This window comes from Pseudomonas sp. N-137, from assembly GCF_034555295.1.
Lineage (GTDB): Bacteria > Pseudomonadota > Gammaproteobacteria > Pseudomonadales > Pseudomonadaceae > Aquipseudomonas > Aquipseudomonas rhizophila.
The window spans coordinates 1-13804 of record NZ_JAXUDQ010000030.1 but is presented as its reverse complement, the minus strand read 5'-3'; the positions used below and the strand labels follow the sequence as shown (position 1 = coordinate 13804).

Genomic DNA, 13804 nt, shown 5'->3' with positions numbered 1-13804 from the left:
TAGCTCGCCGGGGACCCTGGGCATTCCGAATGGGTACGGGGCAAAGAACCCGCAGCATCTTGTTAGCGACTGAGTTTTCTACGTCGGTTGACAGGTTGACGTGGTTGACAACCCCCCCAAGGTTGACCGGGTTCAACCGTTCGCTATCAGCAACACAATGGCTCACCTTTACCGTTGCGGTAACGATGCCCTCTTTTCGTCAGGATCCTTTCAATTTCAACGTTGGAATTTCAGTAAGGTGCAACCTCTGTCGCTACCAAGATCCCGCGGGTTTCCTACCCCGTACCTACGAGGATCTGCCAGGGTCCCCGCCAGTTTTCCGGGATGGGATAAGGTGCTCACCTTCCATTCCCAGCTACGCTAGTTAGATCACTTAGGAGAACATCATGGAAGATCTAAAGTTGCTTGCATCGTTGTTGACCCGGATCAATGAGAACCAAATCGCGTTAGGCGCGGCCGTGGAAGAGCTCTCAAAATGGGTAGGTGAACGCGGCTCTACCGACGTATCAGAAAGCGTTATGGGAGCGCTTGCCACTCTAGATAATAATGCAGGCTTCATCAATATGGCCCTCATTTCGCTATCAGCAGAGGGCAAGCGGTCGAGCTGACGATCAGACGGAGCCCCATATGTACGGTGATTTATACAAAACGCTCGAACAGGAATCTTTCGTAATCCGCTCATGCTTAGCTACTGGTCTGACAGAGCTCCGCAACGCAAACCTCAATGAAAAAGGGCGCTATTACTCTGCCTTCTTTCAACTTGCCATTGGTATTGAACGTCTCGCAAAGCTGGCTCTAATACTTGATCACATGGCCCGTAACAATCTTCGAGCTCCGGGCAAGTCGACCGTGAAAGGGTACGGGCATGATTTGCAAACTCTCGTGACAAAGGTGTCCGCCAGCGCATCGGCATCTGGTAATCCGTCGCTATCCCCATTCCCGACCGGGCCCTTATGCGCGAGAGTGATCGCATTTCTGTCAGAGTTCGCAGAGGGAATGCGGTACGCGAATCTCGACGCCTTATCTACCGGTAGGCCTCAGCGAGATCCGCTCAGCGAATGGAACGACATTCTGCAAGAAGTCATAGCTACCAAAATTGGAAGATCGGCACACCGCCGCATATCTGCGATGTCCAATTCCATAGCCGCGCTTTTGAAGGACGATGCGATCGTGTTCGCGAGCAATCTCTCGGGCAAGCCACTTACGCTGAGCTCAGCTCACTCAGAGCCATCATTGCTAGATGTAGCATCTAAATATCTCGTTTGGGAGGTAGTAACGCTACTCGGCCCGCTACGGGACGCTGTTGTGGAGTCAGGGCACGCGGTAGACACCATCGCAGCCTCAAAGGCTCCTTCAGGGGACCGTGTCCCAGACCTAGCAGATTTTTTTAACTTCATCTGGGTGAATCGCCCATATGTATTGCGCAAGAAACGCTGGCCATAGTCCTGTGACTCCACCTACCCCAAGATTGGCTAGGGGAGAAACACCTTGATCAGTCGCTCTCAGAGCCTACGAAATGTGGCATTGTAGAAACCAGCAACCTTTACCTTGTATCCCTGCTTGTATCCCAAGGTCCAAAAGCAGGCTACAGACCATGTATTTCATGGACTGCTCGAGTCTCCCTCGGCACAAAAAAGGTCTTGCTAAGCAAGACCTTTTTCCAATCCAGGCAGCACGTAGCGCCGCCACTACCTCACCTCAACAATATCCAAAGCCCGATTCGCCAACAATTCACTCACCTCAATCACCTGCAAAATCCCCAACGCAACCCGCCGCCGCGACCCATCCAGATCAAACGCCAAATCACTGATCATGGCATTCGCCGAAGCCAGGTTCTCACTCAGATTCGCAAGCAAACACTCAGAATCCACCCCCGGATCAATCCGTAAAATGGAGTCGGACTTGTCAGACGTTTCTTTCTCGGGCTTGGGCTTCAGATAAAAATCCAACGCTCGCGTGGCAGCGTCGTCGATTTTCTTGTTGCGGGCGGACTGGGCGCGGGAGGTGGGTTCATCTGCCGCTGGGGGATTCGGTGTAACTTTTGCCATCGTCTTGCTTCCTGTAGTTGGAGCCATCACCCGCTCGCTGCTAAACGATGGGAGGCAGCTGTACGCAGGTTAGCAGACCGGGGAAACAAGAAACCGGCGCGTCCGAGGACGCCCTGCGCACAGCCACCATCAAGTGCAGGATGGAGGTTCCTGACTGGATGACGCCTTGCACAACCTGTTTCACCGCGAGCTGCTAAACCCGATCACTGATGAGCAGTGACAGGTCCCAAACTACCGACGCAACCCAAGGCGAACAAGCCGGCGGATTCTGGCGTAGTTGTAGGCAAAGGCGCAAGGCGAGGTCGGTTGGCGGGTTGCGGGCGCCCAATGTCTGACAGCCCGATCTGACGCTGCAGATTGTTCCGAACCTCAAATGGCCGGCCCTACCTGTATTAAGGAAACCAGAACAACGACTTCAAGAAACCTCCTACATCACTTCCCTCTCTTCCCGCGTTAGCGTCTGTCCTGCATTTTTTCCGGACGAGACTCACTACGTGGCGGCACGCAAAAACGACATCCCCCAGGTCCGAAACCCGCCCAGCGGCGATGGGCATCACGTCACTTATCGGGACATGACCGCCAGCGAACTGGCCGAGCGCGAAACCCGGCAGCAGGCTTACGAAGCCATGCTTGCCCGGCAAGCAGGCTATGAACAAGCGCGCTGGGCCGCGGTGGATAACAAGCCGTTGTCCACCGCTACCGGATGCGTGTTTGCCAAGAGCTGCAAGCTCCCCAACGGCATCATCGATTACAGCAACCCCAGCGGCTACGTGCCGGCAGATCTGGTCAAGCAGTACGGCGATCTCATGTGGCTCGGCGGCCGGAGCGCCGACCCATCCGGCACCATCCCCCTCAAGCGGATCGGCGCAGGCACGGTGCCCGTTACCTTGGGCAGGCTCGCGCTGGGCGGTTCGGCAACTTCCACGGCTGCGGCTGCCAGCGGCACCGTCGGCGCAGCCCTGCTGACCGGCATCGTCGCCCTGCTCTGGCCGTCCAATCTGGGTGACAGCGCGCTCTACAGCGAAGACCAGTTACGCAACCTCAAACAGGCCCGCAGCCGCGTGCGCTTGAGCATCGAGCAGCAGGCCGATGGCAGCCTCAAGGGCTACGGCTTTTACACCGGCCAGAACCGCGATTGGGAAATGGTCGACGTTGTTCAGTTCACCCCGCGAGCCGATCAGTTCATCGCCGACCTGGGGAATGGCATCGAACTGATCTGGACGCCGGCTACCAATCCGGCTGACACCCTTGGCATTCCCGCTCTGGAAGCTGCGCCTCAGGCGCCACCTATTTGGATCTACCCGCCGACGCCGATGGCCGACGGCGTCATCGTCGACCCGATTTATCCGCCGGAGTACAGGGATTTCATTCTGGTATTTCCGGCTGATTCGGGGGTTCGGCCGGTTTATGTGGTTTTGAGTGTTCCGGGGGATCATAAGTACTACAAGCCCCCGTCGCTGCTTCCAGCGTTTCCAGAAGCTACGATTGCTCCATCCAAAACGTTTGTACGTGGCGGCGGCGTAAAGCGTCGAAGATGGAAGGATCGTAAAGGCAAAATTTATGAATGGGACTCACAGCATGGCGCTGTAGAGCTGTACACAAAACAAGGTCAACACCTTGGCGAATTCGATCCGATAACCGGCGAACAAACCAAACCTGCCGATCCGACAAGGAAAGTAGAAAAATGAAGCCCATGGTTGAAATTTTCGACATGACCACTGAAGAGTTAATTCAGACCGTAGAAGTCCCAAGCGCATATATGGACCAGTTGGCCGCGCTTATGGACTGGACAAAACCTGAAGATTTTTGCTTCGTCTACGACCTGTCGCCACAGCAGATAAAAACCATAGAAGAGTGGACTCACACAACAATTCATGGCGACAACCGCATCATTCAAATCGTCTGTCTTGAATAAAGCCAAGGAGTACTCTGGCGGCTTCGCCCAACACTTCTAACTCACTCCACATCTGCCTGCCGCGTACAGACCCATCCGTGCATCAATCCCGCCTGAAAGAACTGCACAGGAGCGTCAAACCCGGCGGCCTTGATAAGGCTCGCGACCTGTTGCGCAGGCAGGATCGCAACATCTCTGGCGTAAGCAATACGCGCTCGCTCCAGCACTTCTGGCTGAAGACCATGGGAGGACATCAATGTCATCCAACTGCGTAACAGCACCTCATAGGCAGGCGATTCGGTATCAGAGGCGAGGTCGGCGTTCACCAATATTCCGTGGGGTTTAAGGCGCTGGGCTATTTCGCGAAAGAACCTGGTGCGGGCATCTTCTTCCAACAAGAATTGGGAGACCAGCAAGCAGGTAGCCGCGTCGTAGCTGGCCTCGGCGACGAGCGTATCCAGGTAGCCTTCGTGAAAATGGCAGCGCGATAGAAAGCCATGCTGAACGGCCCTCTGACGACAGACATCGAGCATAGGGCCCGAAGGGTCGACAGCAGTGAAATGCCAGCCGGGGAAGCGCTCCGCCAGATGGGCAAGTTCCGCCCCCGTGCCAACGCCGACGCAGAGTATCCGGGCATTTTCCGGCAGGCCGGCGAACTGAGATTCGAGCAGCAAATAGAGGGCGGCGCGAATCGGCGCCATCCTTTCCCATTGCTTGTCGTAGCTGACAGCTTGCTGGTCGAACAATATCTTGAGGTCTTCACTGCGCATAGGGCACCTTGTGTCGTGATAGACGCATCGCGTAACCGCGGTACTGCTTTCAGTATCCCAGACCTGTCAAGCCCCACACCTTTGCGGCCGCCATGCTGTGGATCAGCACTTCCCAGGACCCCAGTCGAGCATTGATATTAGGATTATCTCAGCAGGTTGCGAGGGGAGACTCAACCCGATCACTGACCTCGGCCTATTCTGACGCTGTCCCCTCTCCCACAGGCAGGCCCCATGATCCACTGCAAACGAGCCTACGAAGCAGCCAGCACCGAGGACGGCGTACGGGTTCTGGTGGACCGTCTATGGCCGCGTAATTGTCGCAAGGACGAACTCCCCATCGCGCAGTGGTTGCCGGAGGTGGCGCCTTCTCATGAGCTGCGCAAGGCGTTCAAAGCGGGGGCGGTTTCGTTCGAGCAGTTCAAGTTGGCCTATCGCAAGGAGTTGGCTGCGCGGCCGGAGGGTTGGTGGCGGTTGGTGGATGTTGCGCGGGGCGGCAATCTCACTCTGGTATATGCCGCCAAGTCCACGGTCGAGAACAATGCCGTGGTGTTGGCTGAATGGTTGGAGGATGAGGTGGAGAAGCGGGCGGAGGGGAGTTCGCCGGTTTGTTATTTGGGTGGGGAGTTCTGATGGGCGGCAGGATGGTTTTGGGGCCGCTGCGCAGCCCAGCGGGAGCAAGCTCCCTCGCCACGGTGGTAGTTATTCTTTTCAGGCGGTGTACGGCTAAGATGGCGCGCAGGCGAGTTCACAAGGAAGGCTGGCGTGATGCAATCCCGTTTTGATCCCTTGGTTCATATCGATTGGAAAACACCCGGCGCTGAGTTGCTTGGGCTGCTGCAGCATTACTATCCCGACATCGGTGTGTTTTCCGGGCCGGAATTCGAGACGCTGTTGGATGAGCTTTCCAACGAAATGGCCGAGGTCTGTTTCGAGGCGTTGGCACCTGTGCTGGCGCGTCACGGCTTTGACCTGTGGAACCTGGACGCCGGCGGTGATGATTACCGACCGGTGATTGTCCCGGCCGATCAACGCGGGGCCTTTGCACAACACTGGCAAGGCCAAAGCGCAGAACCGAGGTTCACGCCAAGGCTGATCGAACCGCAAAAGCCTGCCGCCCCCGACCGTAAATCCAGCAAGCCCAAGCGCAGCAAGCTGAACTGGCTACAGGACGTCCACGACTATCCCGGCCCCACTTACGTGCATGACTACAACTACCGCAACGGCTGGGCCGCCATCACCGAGCAGGACGAAGACCAGTGGCTGTGTTTTCTGATCGATTACAACCCATGGCCGCCCGCTGAGCAGGACATGCTCGAACACCGCACCGATGGGGTGGACGGCGCAGACTTGCAGCTCATCGATGCCAATGCCCAACGCAGCCTGTGGAAGCGCCGGGTGAAAAGCGGCGCTTACAGCTCGGATGACCGCTACCAATATGAGATTCGCCAGGGCGATGACATCCAAAGTTTCGGACCTGCCGGGATGCAATGGTCGGAGTTTGAAGATCCATGTGTCGTGGTCGATTCAGAGATATTCGAACGTCAGCGTATTTACGAACCCGAGCATTTGACGCGAATCTGGCGGATCACGGCTGACTCCAGCGAGGTCATTTTCGAGTACGCGGATGAACTGACGATCCTGCCCATCGGCCCGCGCCGTTTGCTGTTCATGCAGCACAACGGCCCGCGGTGTTGGGTCTGGAATCAAGACCCGCCGCACCCGGCCACTGCCGCCAAGCCGATGCCGGCTGACGCCTATAAACTGCGGGCGGCGACCGCGTACCTGGGCGGTGACGAGGTCCTGCTGTTCAGCGAGGGCGAGCGGCAGAACCTTGAGCACTCGGGCTATCAGGAGACGGTGCTGCTGGCGTGGCGCTTCAACTTCGTGACCGGCGCTACGACGAAAGCGCTGTTGGATGGCTTTGGTAGTGAGCTGCGCCAGGACACCCGCCTGCTTGTTACACAGCCCAAGCAGGTCATCACGTTGCGCACGTTTCATGGGCAACTGCATGTTGCCCGGGGGCATGGGGATTGGTGGGTGTGGAATTACCGGACGAATACGTTTGGCACGCAGACCTTGGCGTGGTTTTGGAATCAGTGCAGCAGTGAGGTGATGAAGCTGTCGTCCAAGGATATTGCGCGGGTCAAGCCGGAGATTCGTTACCTGGCGGCGCAGGATCGGTATCTGGCGTTTGAGGCGGAGTTTGTGGCGCGGTTGCCGGGGTTTGCTGAGATACTTGAAACCAAAGGTAGTGATGTTCTGAGTTTCGACTGAAAAAACAGAGGGAGTGGTATGGGGTTCGATTCCGATGATGAGCCGGCAGAAAGGAGTGAGTACTACGCGGCTTGTCCGCCTTCTCCCCATGCGTGGCTTTACATTGCAGTGGATGTCAGGGATATGGGAATCGCCAAAATCGGGTTAACGACCAAGCGAACTCCCGAGATGCGGATCGCAGAAGGAAGAACCTACAACCCCTTTCTCGTGCTGTTCACCACCTACGATCTCGCGCGGTGTACTTGGGGTACGTCAGCCAAAGAGCTGGCTGATATCGAACGCTACATTCATCGCCGAGCTGTGTTCGGTACACCGATCGGGCACCTCGCCACCGGACGCTCGTCAGAATGGTTCCGAATCCATCCTGAACAGGCGGAATCCATCGTCGACGCGATGCTTGCAAAACGGGGTTTTTCAGTTGGCGAGCGATACCTCTATAGCTCCTATGACGGTCCTGATGTCTTCGATCAAATTCGAGTGTCGAGGATGAGAGAGATCAAGACGGTGTACCGGCCAAGCCTACGCGCCGTTATCGACGATTCCATAAATGCGGGCATCCCAGATGAGTACTACCGCGAGTACTACAACTTCCTGAGGGCGTACCATTCGAGACCTCAGGCAGAAAGACCTTACGATTGAATTGCGCGCTGAATGCCTGTCGCCCAAGTACTTTGTCGCCGGGTGACATACATCATCGGTGTGGCTTCTCGGCTTGGTGAGGCATAGGGGCTTACCCTGCTCAAACACAAAGCCAGCCCCGAAACCCTCGCGCCGCGTAATACGACTGCACACCATTGTGATAAACGAACACCCGTTCATAACGATAGTCACCGAATAGCGCACCGCCGAGGGCGCGAAGTTCAGGGGGTGTTGCCAGCCAACTGGACGTTTTGGCATCAAACTCGCCAAGCTGCTGCAAGGCTCGGTACTGGTCTTCAGTCAGCAAGGCGATGCCCATTTCTTCGGCCATTTCCATGGCACTGCCTTTGGGTTTGTTTTCCTTGCGTGCGTCCAGGGCGGCGCGGTCGTAGCAGAGGCTTCGGCGACCGGTTGGGCTTTCTTTGGCGCAATCGCAAAAGGTGACGAGGCCGGCTTGCTGGTCGTGGCCGATCACGTCGGGTTCGCCGCCGGTGGCCTCCATTGCCTGGAGCGACTTCAGGGCGTTAGGGTTGCTTTCCAGCTTGGCCTGGACGTCGGCCCAGAGGATGTCCGGGTGGCGATGTGGGTTCTGGTCGAAGCGGGTTTTCAGGGTCTGGAGAAGGTCTTGTCTTTTCATGGTTTTGGGTCCGTTGCTGGTCGGTTCCAAATTCTGGCAGTACCAGCGTAGCAACCCATTGAAGCATGAGGTCACGAACCATGATGCGCAGCGACGCTCAACCCGTTTTTCTCCTGCACTTGCGTCCAGTCAACCTCGACCAGGACAGCGGCGTTTGCGTACGTTTCTTTGAAGACATGCTGCTCTGCGCGTTTGGTTCCACACAAAAACTGCACGACCCGGATGGCACACAGCGTTACCTTCAATCTCTCCAAGAAAAAGCAGCCGAGCTTCCTGGCAGCATTGTCCATGCCTGGGATGAAACGCAGATCGTGGGCCAGATAGAAATGTCGCGGCTGAAGGCTGAGCCCGCAGTGGGCTACATCCATTTTTTCTACCTAACCCCTGAGTGGCGATCACGTGGTGCAGGGAAGTTGCTGCTGGCCTACGCGACCGACTTTCTTGCAGGGTTGGGGTGCGAGCGGATGAGATTGTCTGTGAGCGACACGAACCACAGGGCGGCACGGTTTTACAGGCACCATGGTTGGATTGATATCGGGGCCAGGCAAGACAAGCCGGAGCTGCGTTTGCGGTTGATGGAAAAGGCCATTGCCGCCTGGTGAGAGCAACTCCCTCGCCACAAGGTTGGGGTTCGGCAGAATGGATTGGAACGTCCTCTCCATCACCCTACGCGTCAATATCCACCATAAAATATCAAGAATTTTGCACGCTATCACAACCTCTGATACCGTGCTGGAATCGTGATACGGAAGAATGACCATGACTGCTATCCGCCAAGACCATGAGCTCTCCGAAAGGCGTGATCTGATCGAGCTCAAAGTCTACGTAGAGAACGTGCTAGGCCTGAAGCTGCGCTTGAAACCGTGGGAGCACGTCAAGATCCTTCCGTATGCATTGCGTGACCGCTACGAATTTTTTGTCACAGAAATCTTCGGGGCCGGCTGCCTCATTCTCAAGGAACGTCCACAGCGTGAAGCCAGCGTTGCGGATGTCGCCAAGCATATCCAGGCCATCCACAACTTGCAGGCATCCAACAAGTTGCCCGATACCGGCGACCTGATGATTTTCGTCACCGACACGCTTCCGAGCTATGACCGCAAGCGACTGGTGGAGAAAGGCGTCCAGTTCATCGTGCCGGGCAATCAGCTTTTTCTTCCGGCCTTTGGTATGGATTTGCGTGAGTATTACCGCCAGCGCCTGGAAAAACCTCAGGTCCTGAGCCCCGCCACCCAAGCCATGCTGATTCAATTTCTGATCAAGGGATGGCACCACCAGCTCCTGACCACTCGCGCAACCTTCGAGAAGTCCTTTACCTACGCGAAAATGACCGTCAGCAGAGCGATCAAGGAACTGACCGACTTGGACATTGTTAAGCCTGGAAAGGAAATGGGTGAGGCCGCGATCCTGTTTCACTTGTCCCCCAGGGAGACTTGGGAGATGGCCAAGGAGTCCATGCGTACGCCGGTCAAAAAAGCACTTTGGCTCAATGCAATTCCCCAGGTTTTTGACGACACCCCAATGTTGCTGGCCGGAGAAACGGCCCTGGCTGAAATGAGTCTTCTCGCCGGCCCAAAAGTCCCTTGCTATGCGATGACGGCAGCGCAGTTCGAGCATATTCGGGAGCATGCTCAAACTGAAAAGAATGCGGCCTACGGGGAGGAATTCGGCGCTTGGGGCTCAACTTCGAAAACGGCCAAGTCGAAACTCGAGACCACGGCGCCCTACCTTGAAGTGCCGCAAAACCATGCCGCGTGTTGCATTCAGTTTTGGAGTTATGAGCCGCCGCGCAGCAACATCGCCACTGGAACGGTGGACCCCTTTTCTCTCTATCTGAGCCTCAAGGATGACCATGATGAACGCGTGCAAATGTGTCTGGATGAAATGATGGAGAACGTGAAATGGTAGTGGGTGTCGACCGGTTTCGAGAGTATTTCAGGGATTTCCAGGGCAGCTACGTTCTGATTGGCGGGGTGGCTGCTTCGATTGCCATGGAGGAACTGGGTGAGGAATTTCGACTGACCAAGGATCTGGATATCGTCCTGGTCGTCGAGGCGCTTGATCGTGCGTTCGTCGGGCAGTTCTGGAAGTTCATCAAGGACGGCGGCTATGCCATTCGCCAGAATGGCGACAGCGATGGAGACTCCCCGGTTTTTTATCGTTTTCAAAATCCGGAGGACAAATCCTTTCCCGTTCAGGTCGAGCTGTTTTCCCGTCTCCCGGATGGCCTCGAGCACGAAGAAGCGGCCAGAATGACCAAAGTCCCCGTGGAGGAGCAAGCCGCCAGCCTATCTGCGATCATTCTTGATGACGAGTACTACGCCTTTCTTCTGGACGGCGTCGATCACACCCAGGATATCAGCCACATTGGTGCCGACCGGCTCGTTCCCCTCAAAGCCCATGCGTGGCTTAACAAGAAGGCGCAGCTTGAGCAAGGTATTCCAGTAGACAGTCGCGATATCAAAAAACACTTTAGGGATGTGATCGTACTGACCGTCGGTCTCACCGAAGGAATGGCCCAGCTACCGGAACGGCTGGCGCGCGATTTGAAGAGCTTTCTTGACCAAGTGCCTGCTGAGCTGGCGTCAAATCCCCAAGCCTACAAAGGTGTAGATGGCCACCGTTTGATCAAGACGATTGAAGAAGCCTTCCGCCTCACTTGAATCATGTTTTTTGCACGCTATCAGATGTATTGATAGCGTGCGAGAAAGTTGTTACGACGTAGGGCATGTCCTCGAGCGTCATCCCGAACTTATTGTCACCAAAGGCTCGAACGGTTGGAGACGAACATCTAAGTCAGAGCACGACACGCCTCTGGTGATTGAAAGTAGATGCTCCTTCGATTTGTGCACATCCCAAACTGGGATTTAACGTTCGATGCCCCAACCTAACGCTCCGCCTCCCCCTGTGGATAAATATCACTGACATTCAACGACAACTTCGCAGCCACCTCATAACCATCAGCCTTGCTGAAGTTCAACTGAAACTCCTGATAAGCAGGACCGGCCAGCCAACGGTTAACTTGCAGACCTTGATACCTGGAGCTTTCCCCGGGCGTGAGTTGCCCGAACAGCGGATAGCCCGCGTCGGCAAAAATCCTGTCAGCTTCGAACCAGTCCATCTCCTTATCAAGGCTCACACGTTGCTCCACCATTGCCCATGCCTCTGGCGTGACCTTCTGGCCGACATCCAGGAAGACCACCTTGCTTTCTTTCGCGGCGATCAGGAAAGGCAAGGTCATGGGTGTGCCCGTCGAATCCAGCAGCTTGTATTTCATACCAGCGTATTCCCCACCGCCTTCTTCCCTGCGCTCCCATATTCGCCAATCGATGACGCTTTCCGGGTTGAAGCTGTTGTTGGTGAGGATGATTTTGTAGCGCTGTTTGAAGAGTACGTCCTGATCATCTTTATAGGCCTTGTAGAACGACACCTTGCTGTGTTCGGCGCCGACCCGGATGATGATCGGAGTCCTGCGGCTGGCGACACTGTCCTGATATTGCTGGTAACTGAAGAAAGCGGATGCAATGGAGACGAGTAAGGCGAGCGTCGCAATTCCATCTGTGCGGGTGAGGGTCTTGAACCATTTCATCATGAGGCGGTGTGTCCGGATATTCGTGGTGGATGGGTTGGCGTCTTCGCGAGCCTTGTCCGAATGAAGACCCAGAGGATAGCATTGAGCCATCAATCCTCAAGGAAGCCCGAAAATGCCTGGAACGCCCGCCCCTCTGAGCGTCACAACGAAGATCAGCTCATGACCCTCCTCACCGCCGACGCCATCGGGCAACGTGCTACGTTTTTCATCATCGTTTTATCCTGCTTGCTTGTCCTGGGCATCACGAAGACCTTGAGCAAAGCCCATCAAAAATCGAATCAAGACTCTCAGTTGTTCATGTACGGCACCATTGCCACGTCCTTCATCATAGTCATGTCTGCGGTACTGATTTGGGGCAGCAAGGATCTTCCCGCGTGGCTTCAAGGCATCGGCAGCATCTACGCAATCATCGTGGCAATACTCGTATCCCGGCATGAAGGCCGAAATGCCCAGGAAAGAAGCAGACGGGAACGAGCAGAAGATCACAGACGTGAAGCCCAAAGAGTCAACCAAGAGAAGATAGAAACCACCAGGGCGATCTACCAGATCGTGCTTCGCGCGTTCATGAGCTTCAGCTACGTGCGTGAGAATGCCTATGACAAGAGTCTGTCAGCCAAGGATATCGGCCCGCGCAAGGGCGAGCCCGACCTGAAAATAACAGGCGGCAAACAATGGCGGTCACTGGGTTTCAAGGCTGCCGACATTCGCGTACAGCTTCGGCAACTGGAAGCATTTGTAGAGCAACTGGAAAAAATTTCCCCCTTTGAGCATAGGGATGCAGTTCTCGCCCTGCTGACATCCGAATTCTGCGCCTCGATCAAAGTGTTATTGGCTGATTTGAAGACAGGCTGGAATATCGAAAGTCAACGAACGGCGCCCGGCTCCGGCGCAAAATCGACGATCAAGTACCCTCCTTGCGTAAAAAACGCCACCTACACAGAAACTGAAAAACTCATTGGCGTCACCGAGTATCTGGCCCATGGGATTTTTCATATGTATCTGGATGAGCCGGAGTGCAATCGTATCGAGGAGGTTTTCCTGAGTTGGTCCCAAAGGGCAAACAAAATTTTTTTAAGTCATGGGCCCCAGGCATCATCCGGTGCGCAAGAGGATGTTAATCAGGCACAGCAGAGCTGACTTTTACGACGACATTCCTGCATGGGTAGCTAAGGTGAAGTAACCCGTTAGCGGCTAGCACTGAACAGGAGGCCCGTATGAGGAACTTCACGATCCAACACATCGACCACATCGTCCTGCGCGTAAAAGACATCGAGCGCAGCCTCGCTTTCTATACGTCGGTGCTTGGTTGCGAGCTGAAGAAGCGCCGGGACGATCTTGGAATGATTCACCTCAGCACCGGTGTTTCGATGATTGATCTGGTTGCTGTCGACGGGCCGTTGGGTCGCGCGGGTGGGCCGGCGGCTGGCAAGCAAGGGCACAACGTCGACCACCTCTGCCTGCGCATCGAACCGTTTGATGAACAAGCCCTCATCGCTCATTTGGCCTCAGCCGGCCTGAGCGTTGAGAAAGCGCAGATGCGCTATGGCGCGGAGGGGAAAGGTTGGTCGATCTATTGCTTCGATCCGGATGGCAATCAGATTGAGCTGAAGGGGCCCGCGCTGGAGCCCTGAGTTTCATGGTCTGTCTGGGCCGGTGATGTTGGATGGGCCGCCGTCATCGCGAGCAGGCTCGCTCCCACAGGGGATGTATGGCGGACACAAAATCCGTGAACACCACCAAAAAACTGTGGGAGCGAGCTTGCTCGCGATAGCGGTCTGTCTGAAACGGTGATGTTGGATGGGCCGCCGTCATCGCGAGCAAGCTCGCTCCCACAGGAGATTTATGCCGGACACAAAATCCGTGAACACCACCAATCAAAACTGTGGGAGCGAGCTTGCTCGCGATAGCGGTCTGTCTGAACCGGTGATGCTGAATGTGCCGCCGTCATCGCGA

At 55.7% G+C, this 13804-nt stretch carries 16 protein-coding genes; 12 read left to right on the top strand and 4 right to left on the bottom strand.

Features of this window, described 5'->3' with window-relative positions:
* Positions 1-386: 386 nt before the first annotated feature.
* Together T3A99_RS21065 and T3A99_RS21060 are read left to right on the top strand one after the other, a co-directional pair.
* The gene (locus tag T3A99_RS21065; RefSeq protein ID WP_322834776.1) at positions 387-608 is read left to right on the top strand and encodes a hypothetical protein; all 222 of its coding nucleotides are present in this window, start codon (positions 387-389) and stop codon (positions 606-608) included.
* 19 nt (positions 609-627) lie between these two features.
* Positions 628-1443 carry a hypothetical protein gene (locus T3A99_RS21060; protein ID WP_322834775.1) on the top strand — a complete coding sequence of 272 codons (816 nt, stop codon included), beginning with the start codon at positions 628-630 and terminating at the stop codon, positions 1441-1443.
* Between the two features lie 245 nt (positions 1444-1688).
* Here T3A99_RS21060 and T3A99_RS21055 read toward each other — a convergent pair whose 3' ends face one another.
* Positions 1689-2048: a DUF6124 family protein gene (locus T3A99_RS21055; RefSeq protein ID WP_288914270.1), complete on the bottom strand. Its 360-nt coding sequence runs from the start codon at positions 2046-2048 to the stop codon at positions 1689-1691.
* A 494-nt stretch (positions 2049-2542) separates the two neighbouring features.
* On the opposite strand from T3A99_RS21055, the gene T3A99_RS21050 reads away from it, so the two are divergent.
* Together T3A99_RS21050 and T3A99_RS21045 are read left to right on the top strand one after the other, a co-directional pair.
* Positions 2543-3736, top strand: a complete 1194-nt coding sequence (locus tag T3A99_RS21050; protein WP_322834774.1) for a colicin E3/pyocin S6 family cytotoxin — start codon at positions 2543-2545, stop codon at positions 3734-3736.
* A complete protein-coding gene (locus T3A99_RS21045) occupies positions 3733-3963 on the top strand; it encodes a hypothetical protein (protein WP_160891576.1) in 231 nt (76 codons plus the stop codon). Before T3A99_RS21050 ends, T3A99_RS21045 begins: the two co-directional genes overlap by 4 nt.
* A 41-nt stretch (positions 3964-4004) precedes the next feature.
* On the opposite strand, the gene T3A99_RS21040 is transcribed toward T3A99_RS21045, so the two are convergent.
* Positions 4005-4712: a class I SAM-dependent methyltransferase gene (locus T3A99_RS21040; protein ID WP_322834773.1), complete on the bottom strand. Its 708-nt coding sequence runs from the start codon at positions 4710-4712 to the stop codon at positions 4005-4007.
* A gap of 231 nt (positions 4713-4943) precedes the next feature.
* Between T3A99_RS21040 and T3A99_RS21035 the strand changes: the two genes are divergently transcribed.
* The 3 genes from T3A99_RS21035 to T3A99_RS21025 all read left to right on the top strand — a co-directional run bounded on the left by T3A99_RS21035 (position 4944) and on the right by T3A99_RS21025 (position 7625).
* A complete protein-coding gene (locus T3A99_RS21035; RefSeq protein WP_076386252.1) occupies positions 4944-5342 on the top strand; it encodes a DUF488 domain-containing protein in 399 nt (132 codons plus the stop codon).
* Positions 5343-5477: 135 nt separating this feature from the next.
* Positions 5478-6986: a hypothetical protein gene (locus T3A99_RS21030; RefSeq protein ID WP_322834931.1), complete on the top strand. Its 1509-nt coding sequence runs from the start codon at positions 5478-5480 to the stop codon at positions 6984-6986.
* Between the two features lie 18 nt (positions 6987-7004).
* Positions 7005-7625 (top strand): GIY-YIG nuclease family protein, encoded by a 621-nt coding sequence (locus T3A99_RS21025; RefSeq protein ID WP_047227445.1) that lies wholly within the window; start codon positions 7005-7007, stop codon positions 7623-7625.
* A gap of 100 nt (positions 7626-7725) precedes the next feature.
* Here T3A99_RS21025 and T3A99_RS21020 read toward each other — a convergent pair whose 3' ends face one another.
* Positions 7726-8262 (bottom strand): DUF4256 domain-containing protein, encoded by a 537-nt coding sequence (locus T3A99_RS21020; protein WP_047227444.1) that lies wholly within the window; start codon positions 8260-8262, stop codon positions 7726-7728.
* Between the two features lie 80 nt (positions 8263-8342).
* Between T3A99_RS21020 and T3A99_RS21015 the strand changes: the two genes are divergently transcribed.
* The 3 genes from T3A99_RS21015 (at position 8343) to T3A99_RS21005 (ending at position 10922) form a co-directional block, all read left to right on the top strand.
* Positions 8343-8864: a GNAT family N-acetyltransferase gene (locus T3A99_RS21015; protein WP_172833805.1), complete on the top strand. Its 522-nt coding sequence runs from the start codon at positions 8343-8345 to the stop codon at positions 8862-8864.
* A gap of 157 nt (positions 8865-9021) precedes the next feature.
* Positions 9022-10167, top strand: coding sequence for a hypothetical protein (locus tag T3A99_RS21010; protein WP_047227443.1), 1146 nt, complete (start codon positions 9022-9024; stop codon positions 10165-10167).
* A complete protein-coding gene (locus T3A99_RS21005) occupies positions 10161-10922 on the top strand; it encodes a hypothetical protein (protein WP_322834772.1) in 762 nt (253 codons plus the stop codon). The genes T3A99_RS21010 and T3A99_RS21005 overlap by 7 nt, the downstream gene beginning before the upstream one ends.
* Positions 10923-11146: 224 nt before the next feature.
* Here T3A99_RS21005 and T3A99_RS21000 read toward each other — a convergent pair whose 3' ends face one another.
* A complete protein-coding gene (locus T3A99_RS21000; protein ID WP_047227441.1) occupies positions 11147-11851 on the bottom strand; it encodes a hypothetical protein in 705 nt (234 codons plus the stop codon).
* A 159-nt stretch (positions 11852-12010) separates the two neighbouring features.
* On the opposite strand from T3A99_RS21000, the gene T3A99_RS20995 reads away from it, so the two are divergent.
* Both T3A99_RS20995 and T3A99_RS20990 read left to right on the top strand, forming a co-directional pair.
* Positions 12011-12988, top strand: coding sequence for a hypothetical protein (locus T3A99_RS20995; protein WP_173407374.1), 978 nt, complete (start codon positions 12011-12013; stop codon positions 12986-12988).
* 77 nt (positions 12989-13065) lie between these two features.
* Complete coding sequence (locus T3A99_RS20990; protein ID WP_047227439.1) at positions 13066-13482, top strand: VOC family protein; 417 nt, start codon at positions 13066-13068, stop codon at positions 13480-13482.
* Positions 13483-13804 lie beyond the last annotated feature (322 nt).

What these genes read in the sequence shown, in the direction of transcription:
- T3A99_RS21065 (WP_322834776.1), top strand. Translation starts at nt 387, where the DNA reads ATGGAAGATCTAAAGTTGCTTGCATCGTTGTTGACCCGGATCAATGAG.
- T3A99_RS21060 (WP_322834775.1), top strand. Translation starts at nt 628, where the DNA reads ATGTACGGTGATTTATACAAAACGCTCGAACAGGAATCTTTCGTAATC.
- T3A99_RS21055 (WP_288914270.1), bottom strand. Translation starts at nt 2,048, where the DNA reads ATGGCAAAAGTTACACCGAATCCCCCAGCGGCAGATGAACCCACCTCC.
- T3A99_RS21045 (WP_160891576.1), top strand. Translation starts at nt 3,733, where the DNA reads ATGAAGCCCATGGTTGAAATTTTCGACATGACCACTGAAGAGTTAATT.
- T3A99_RS21040 (WP_322834773.1), bottom strand. Translation starts at nt 4,712, where the DNA reads ATGCGCAGTGAAGACCTCAAGATATTGTTCGACCAGCAAGCTGTCAGC.
- T3A99_RS21035 (WP_076386252.1), top strand. Translation starts at nt 4,944, where the DNA reads ATGATCCACTGCAAACGAGCCTACGAAGCAGCCAGCACCGAGGACGGC.
- T3A99_RS21030 (WP_322834931.1), top strand. Translation starts at nt 5,478, where the DNA reads ATGCAATCCCGTTTTGATCCCTTGGTTCATATCGATTGGAAAACACCC.
- T3A99_RS21025 (WP_047227445.1), top strand. Translation starts at nt 7,005, where the DNA reads ATGGGGTTCGATTCCGATGATGAGCCGGCAGAAAGGAGTGAGTACTAC.
- T3A99_RS21020 (WP_047227444.1), bottom strand. Translation starts at nt 8,262, where the DNA reads ATGAAAAGACAAGACCTTCTCCAGACCCTGAAAACCCGCTTCGACCAG.
- T3A99_RS21015 (WP_172833805.1), top strand. Translation starts at nt 8,343, where the DNA reads ATGATGCGCAGCGACGCTCAACCCGTTTTTCTCCTGCACTTGCGTCCA.
- T3A99_RS21010 (WP_047227443.1), top strand. Translation starts at nt 9,022, where the DNA reads ATGACTGCTATCCGCCAAGACCATGAGCTCTCCGAAAGGCGTGATCTG.
- T3A99_RS21005 (WP_322834772.1), top strand. Translation starts at nt 10,161, where the DNA reads ATGGTAGTGGGTGTCGACCGGTTTCGAGAGTATTTCAGGGATTTCCAG.
- T3A99_RS21000 (WP_047227441.1), bottom strand. Translation starts at nt 11,851, where the DNA reads ATGATGAAATGGTTCAAGACCCTCACCCGCACAGATGGAATTGCGACG.
- T3A99_RS20995 (WP_173407374.1), top strand. Translation starts at nt 12,011, where the DNA reads ATGACCCTCCTCACCGCCGACGCCATCGGGCAACGTGCTACGTTTTTC.
- T3A99_RS20990 (WP_047227439.1), top strand. Translation starts at nt 13,066, where the DNA reads ATGAGGAACTTCACGATCCAACACATCGACCACATCGTCCTGCGCGTA.